This window comes from Bacillus cihuensis, assembly GCF_000504145.1.
Taxonomy (GTDB): domain Bacteria; phylum Bacillota; class Bacilli; order Bacillales; family DSM-1321; genus Peribacillus; species Peribacillus huizhouensis.
In genome coordinates this window covers 750,250-756,565 of sequence record NZ_KI632497.1, presented here as the reverse complement: position 1 = coordinate 756,565, position 6,316 = coordinate 750,250, and the positions used below count along the sequence as shown (strand labels likewise).

Here is a 6,316-nt window from a genome sequence, read left to right as displayed (position 1 = left end):
GGTTCGACCCCGGCCACCGGTATTAAATGGTCGAATTAAAGAAAAAGAGTTCTCACATTTTGTGGGAACTCTTTTTCTTTAATTCGTAAATAGCAAAAAACAGTGTCTTACTGCAAGATCCTTTGTAGATTTGAAAGCGACGTTTTTCCCCTTTTGATTATCTACTTTTGATAATGTAGAATCTTTTCATATTACGCAAACGGGCCAGTTTGTGGAGCCTAGACTATCAGGATATTAGTTTAATAAGAAAAGAAAAAACACGGGGTTAAACTACCCCGTGTCAATTTACTTTTGTTTCTCTAACGCTAATTTTAACCCTTTTTGATAATATTGCTTCTTCATTTCTTCAGGGACCATACTTCCACCAGTCCCCCAAATAATATGTGTACCATTATTCATCTTTTCTGTTAAACTATGATTTTGTATATATTTGATGCCCTCTGTACATAATTTACTTGGTCCTATCATGCCTGCTAGTGCAGAAGGTTCTAAATGGATTCCCTCTGTATCGACTAATTCTTTTAGCAACTTATACAAATTTTCATCGCTAACCGTATAATTACCACTTAGAAAAGGTTCCATAGTTTTACCCACAAACCCAGATGGCTTTCCTACAGCAAGTCCATCCGCGTCTGTTACATTATCGATACCAACATCTTGTACAGAAACTTTATCATGAAGTCCAGTCATTAAACCGAGTAACATACACGGTGAGTGTGTAGGTTCTGCAAAGAAACAGTGTACATTGTCTTGATACAATAATTTCAAACCAAAGGCTACGCCTCCAGGGCCACCACCTACTCCACATGGAAGATAAACAAACAAAGGATGGTTTTCATCTATTGTTATCTCTAACTCTTCTAATTGCTTTTTTAATCGAGACGCGGCAACTGCGTATCCTAAAAATAGGTCGTGGGAATTTTCATCATCCACAAAATAACATGTAGGGTCACTATCTGCTTGGATTCTACCTTCTTCTACAGCTTTACTATAATCAGCTTCATATTCAATAACTTTGACATTTTTGCTTCTAAGCAAGTCTTTTTTCCACTGTTTTGCATCAGCTGACATATGAACAGAAACATTAAAACCTAACTTTGCACTGATGATGCCAATACTAAGTCCTAAATTTCCAGTAGAGCCTACTGCGATTGAATATTGTGAAAAGAAGGTTCGAAACCTATCACTATCTAAAATCGAATAATCATCATGAATCGTTAACAATTGATGTTGAAAAGCTAATTCTTCTGCATGTTTGAGAATTTCATAAATCCCTCCCCTTGCTTTAATAGAACCTGAGATAGGAAGGTGACTATCACATTTTAGTAATAATTCACCTAATATAGGCTGCTGATACTCTTGTTCTAATGATTGTTTCATCGAAGGAACTCTTACTAAAGGAGATTCTATGATACCGTTTGATCCTTTTGTTTCAGGGAAAACCTTGGCGATATATGGGGCAAAACGTTTCAATCTTTCCTCTGCATCATGTACATCGTCTTGAGTAAGGGGGGATTTAATAATTCCCGTTTGAAATTTTTCGACATTTGGATTTAGCCAAAATACTTCATCCATCGAAATTAGCTTATTTAGTAAAGGATATTGGTCTTTCCATGTTTGTAGTTCTTTGCTTTCAATCTCTTTCATTTGTTTGCCCCTCCTAATTTCTTGTAGCAATTCGCTTTATAAATTATAATTAAATTACCTTAAATACAGTTTAACACACGATTATCTCGATGTTAAATATTATTTACTTTATTCAAATTAAATTTAACACTTTATAAAGGAGTATCGATTATGGAAAATATAGATATTGGTAAGAAAGTTGAAAAATATAGAAAAGCTAAAGGGTTAAGTAGTAGGGAGTTAGCAAAATTAGCTGATATTACACCTTCAATGTTAAGTCAAATTGAACGAGGAGTGGCGAATCCTTCTATTCAAACCCTAAAGGTTTTAGCTAAAACCCTAAATGTTCCAACTTTTAGTTTTTTACTTGAAGAAACAATTACGGAGGATTTAATCGTAAGGTCTAGTAAACGTAAGAAAATGATCATTGATAATTTGTCTTATGAGTTATTATCACCTGATTTTACAGGAAATTTAACAACAGCGATTATGAAAGTTCCCTCGAATACTTCTTCATCCGAAAATCTTCTAGAACATAAAGGAGAAGAAGTAGCATTTATTTTGGAAGGAAAAATTAAGGTGTATTTGGGTGATGAAGAATATCTATTAGAAGCTGGTGATAGTGTGAAAATACCAGCAAATTTGAAACATAAATGGGAAAATAATTTTAGTCAAAATGCAGTTGTATTATTTTCAGTTACCCCACCTGCGTTTTAATGTGCATTAATGTAAAATATTCTTCCGCAAGTGGACATGATTGTTGAGCAACACAGGTAGAAAAATGCCTAAGAATAAAATGAAATAATACAAATTTGCCCCGAACATATTTATGTTCGGGGCCTTTTTTTTTAGATGATCTAAAATTTTCGAATTAATTTAGATGCTTTAAGTCATTCGTAATCTAAGGAAGGCATAACAAATTTAATTGTTATGCCTCAGTTGTGGTTGTTTATTGTGCGGTATACCCACCATCAAGTACAACAGCTTGCCCGGTAATGCCACGAGCTTTTTCACTCGCGAGGAAGATTGCATAATCGGCGATTTCACTGACATCGAGCAAACGGTTTTGCGGTACTAGTGGGTAGATGACTTCTTCTAAGACACTTTCTAATGGTACTTTCCTTGTTTTTGCGAGATCTTGCAACTGTCCTCGTACAAGAGGTGTATCCACGTACCCAGGACAAAGGGCATTTACAGTAATACCTGAAGAAGCGCATTCTAGGGCGGCTACTTTTGTTAAGCCGATGACGCCGTGTTTGGCGCTGTTATAGGCAGCTTTATTAGCAAACCCAATTATGCCATTGATGGAAGAAATATTGATAATTCTTCCAAATTTTTGTTCCTTCATAATCGGCAATACATGTTTGATAGCGATAAACGGAGCCGTTAACATAATTTTTATCATGAGTTCAAATTTTTCTGTTGGAAACTCCTCGATAGGAGAGACATGCTGGAGCCCAGCATTATTGATAAAAATATCGATACGACCATATTTACTTTTTGTTTGTTCAATCAGCTGAATAATGTCTTTTTCTTTAGTTACATCTGCTTTAAGGCCGATCACTTCTAAACCATTGTTTTTAAGTTTTTGAGCTGATTCTTCAACCGCTTGTTGGTTAAGATCAGACAATACAACTTTTGCTCCATTTTCTGCAAAAAACTTACCAATTTCGAAACCGATACCTCTTGCTGATCCAGTGATGATGGCTACTTTTTGATTAACCATTTTACATTCCTCCAATAAAAAATGTAATGGCTACTTGCAAAAATAGTCTTGGGCATGTGTACTTAGGAAATTTTAAATAAGGGAAGTTAGTTTGATATAAAAATTGGGGGAAGGTTTTTAGAGTTAGGTTTTGATGTGTAGTCTATCATAATCTTCGAAATTTTTAAAGAGATTTATAGAAGTTTTATAAACTCTTATTTTTGGCATGCTTATTGCATGTAATAGTAATGGCTACATAATTTAAACGTATCACATGTCACCTTGACGGATAAAGTGAAACTTCAATCAGTGGGGTGCTTTATCCCCGCTGATTGTTAGTCCCGTTCTACTGTCGCTATGATCTTCGCTACCGCTTCGATTAATCGACAGTACGAACCCGATTCAATGGAATCACAGACTAAGTGCGCCGCATCCTGCGGCAACGTCTGTGTGACCTACATCCTGTGGGCGCAAACTTACTTTTGAAAACCACAAAGGCAAGTTTCACTGTATCTCATCAATCGGGCTTTTACGAGTAGTTGTCCCGTACCTACACTTCTTCGATTCTTCTAAGCCTTGAGGTGGCGGCTTACTGCCCGTTAATGCGGGATAAAAGAATTATTTTTGTAGTGAAGGATCGGTGACGGTTTTTCTTTTAGAAAGGAGAAGTTGCTATGATAAAACAGATTGCGATCATAGGTTCAGGGGTGATGGGGAGTGGGATAGCGCAATCTTTTGCTGTTAATGGGTATTCTGTTGTCATACATGATATTGAAGTAGATTACTTGGCAAAAGCAAAAGGATTGATTTCCGATAATCTTGCTCTACTAGTTGAAGAAGGTGTGTTGACTGAACAGGGAAAACACCAAGCCGAAGCTGCTATTACGTATACTTGTGATTTGACAGTGGCTGTCTGCGCAGCGGATTTTATTATTGAGGCGATTCCAGAAGTGATTGAGCTGAAGTGGGATTTGTATCAAGAATTAGAGTTGTTGATCAAATCAGAAGCAATAATTGCTTCAAATACATCCACCTTTCCAATATCTCGGCTAGTTGAAAAGACATCATTTGCAGAGAGGATGATGATCACTCATTTCTTTAATCCAGGCCATCTTGTACCTTTGGTTGAGATCGTGAAACATGACCAGACCAAAGCAGAAATAGTCAAGGAAACGCTAGAATTAATTCGTAGTATCGGTAAGACCCCCATACTTCTAAAAAAAGAGATTTCAGGGTTTGTTGCCAACCGTTTGCAGACGGCTTTAATGCGTGAAGCGTTTTACTTGTTAAAAGAAGGGGTAGCGAGTGCTGAGGATATTGATATGGCAGTAACAGCGGGCCCTGGCTTTCGTTGGGCATTTACTGGACCAATCGAAATTGCTGACTTTGGTGGGTTAGATACTTGGCAAAGAGTGTTTGATAATATCGCTCCAGATTTAGATCAAAGCATCGAAGCACCTTCAGTCATTCGCGATTTGGTTGAGCAGGAAAACCTAGGTACTAAAACTGGAGTAGGGATCTATAACTATGAAACAGTTTCTGTTTCTCAGAAATTAAATGAAAGAGATCGCCATTTTATTAGACTTAATAGAATAAAAAGCACCCATGAGCAGTTGATCTAAAGCTCAACGTTAAAAAAAGTTCAGGTTCTTAAATTGTATCACCTAATGAAGGTGGCGGTGCGGAGCTGATTTTGCGAAGCACCGCCCCTTTTCCACAGAAAAGGAGGAAGTAAAATGAGAGACGTAGTAATTGTAGGAGCAGCCAGAACACCAGTTGGTTCATTTGGAGGAAGCCTTAGTGGCGTATCAGCAGTGGATCTAGGAGTGGTAGCGGCTAAGGAAGCAATCAAACGGGCAAACATTCGAGCTGAATGGATTGATGAGGTTTTAATAGGGAATATTTTATCAGCTGGTTTAGGACAAAATGTTGCTCGTCAAGTAGCTATTCATGCTGGAATTCCGGAAACGACCCCAGCATTAACGGTTAATAAGTTATGTGGTTCTGGTTTACGAACTGTCATGATGGGTGCACAGTTTATTGCACTTGGAGATGCAGATGTGATTCTAGCAGGCGGGATCGAAAGCATGAGCAATGCGCCGTATATACTTCCTACTTACCGTTTTGGTCAGAAAATGGGGGATGCAAAAGCAGTCGATTCTATGATTTATGATGCATTAACAGATGCGTTTAATGACATTCATATGGGAGTTACAGCGGAAAATATTGCCCAACAATGGGAGTTTAGCCGTGAAATGCAGGATGAGTTTGCTTTAAATAGTCAATGGAAAGCTGAAAAGGCTCAGCTTGCAGGGCGTTTTATCGAGGAAATTGTTCCTGTTGAAATTATAAAGAGGGGAAAAACGATTATCGTTGATCAAGATGAGCATCCGAGACATGGATTAACGATGGAACAGCTTAAAAAGCTACGTCCTGCATTTAAAGAAAATGGCACCGTAACAGCTGGAAATGCATCTGGTATCAATGACGGTGGTGCGATGCTTGTACTGATGGCAAAAGAAAAAGCGGAGGAGTTAGGACTTGAAATACTAGCAACCGTTACATCTTATGCGAATGCCGCCCTAGATCCAAAAATCATGGGATATGGCCCGGTGCCTGCGACAAGAAAGGCGTTAGCAAAAGCAGGATTATCAGTAGCTGATATCGATCTATTTGAAGTAAATGAAGCGTTTGCAGCCCAATCTCTGGCAGTACTTAAAGATCTTGACTTGGACAAAAACAAAGTAAATGTGAATGGCGGCGGGATTGCATTAGGGCATCCAGTAGGTGCTTCAGGGGCCCGGATTTTAGTCACTTTGTTATATGAAATGAAACGTACGGATGCAAAACGAGGATTAGCTACTTTATGTATTGGCGGTGGGCAAGGGACGTCATTGATTGTTGAGCGACTTTGATTTTAATGGCATTTCCTTCTTTTTCCTATGCTATAATGAGTAGTACAAAGAGAAAAATAAGGAGAATGGG

5 protein-coding genes are annotated in these 6,316 nt (G+C 38.0%); 3 read left to right on the top strand and 2 right to left on the bottom strand.

Annotated features, from left to right (window positions below):
• Nucleotides 1-285: 285 nt before the first annotated feature.
• Complete coding sequence (locus tag V179_RS0121750; RefSeq protein ID WP_028393355.1) at nucleotides 286-1,647, bottom strand: D-serine ammonia-lyase; 1,362 nt, start codon at nucleotides 1,645-1,647, stop codon at nucleotides 286-288.
• A gap of 150 nt (nucleotides 1,648-1,797) precedes the next feature.
• Between V179_RS0121750 and V179_RS0121745 the strand changes: the two genes are divergently transcribed.
• Nucleotides 1,798-2,343: a helix-turn-helix domain-containing protein gene (locus tag V179_RS0121745; RefSeq protein WP_028393354.1), complete on the top strand. Its 546-nt coding sequence runs from the start codon at nucleotides 1,798-1,800 to the stop codon at nucleotides 2,341-2,343.
• A gap of 232 nt (nucleotides 2,344-2,575) precedes the next feature.
• On the opposite strand, the gene V179_RS0121740 is transcribed toward V179_RS0121745, so the two are convergent.
• The gene (locus V179_RS0121740; RefSeq protein WP_028393353.1) at nucleotides 2,576-3,352 is read right to left on the bottom strand and encodes a 3-hydroxybutyrate dehydrogenase; all 777 of its coding nucleotides are present in this window, start codon (nucleotides 3,350-3,352) and stop codon (nucleotides 2,576-2,578) included.
• A gap of 653 nt (nucleotides 3,353-4,005) precedes the next feature.
• Here V179_RS0121740 and V179_RS0121735 point away from each other — a divergent pair.
• Both V179_RS0121735 and V179_RS0121730 read left to right on the top strand, forming a co-directional pair.
• On the top strand, nucleotides 4,006-4,953 hold the full coding sequence (locus tag V179_RS0121735) for a 3-hydroxyacyl-CoA dehydrogenase family protein (RefSeq protein WP_028393352.1): 948 nt from the start codon (nucleotides 4,006-4,008) through the stop codon (nucleotides 4,951-4,953).
• Between the two features lie 114 nt (nucleotides 4,954-5,067).
• Nucleotides 5,068-6,246: an acetyl-CoA C-acetyltransferase gene (locus tag V179_RS0121730; protein WP_028393351.1), complete on the top strand. Its 1,179-nt coding sequence runs from the start codon at nucleotides 5,068-5,070 to the stop codon at nucleotides 6,244-6,246.
• Nucleotides 6,247-6,316 lie beyond the last annotated feature (70 nt).

Bases quoted from the DNA above. Each gene is read 5' to 3' on its own strand.
- V179_RS0121745 (WP_028393354.1), top strand. From the start codon at position 1,798: ATGGAAAATATAGATATTGGTAAGAAAGTTGAAAAATATAGAAAAGCT.
- V179_RS0121730 (WP_028393351.1), top strand. From the start codon at position 5,068: ATGAGAGACGTAGTAATTGTAGGAGCAGCCAGAACACCAGTTGGTTCA.
- V179_RS0121750 (WP_028393355.1), bottom strand. From the start codon at position 1,647: ATGAAAGAGATTGAAAGCAAAGAACTACAAACATGGAAAGACCAATAT.
- V179_RS0121735 (WP_028393352.1), top strand. From the start codon at position 4,006: ATGATAAAACAGATTGCGATCATAGGTTCAGGGGTGATGGGGAGTGGG.
- V179_RS0121740 (WP_028393353.1), bottom strand. From the start codon at position 3,352: ATGGTTAATCAAAAAGTAGCCATCATCACTGGATCAGCAAGAGGTATC.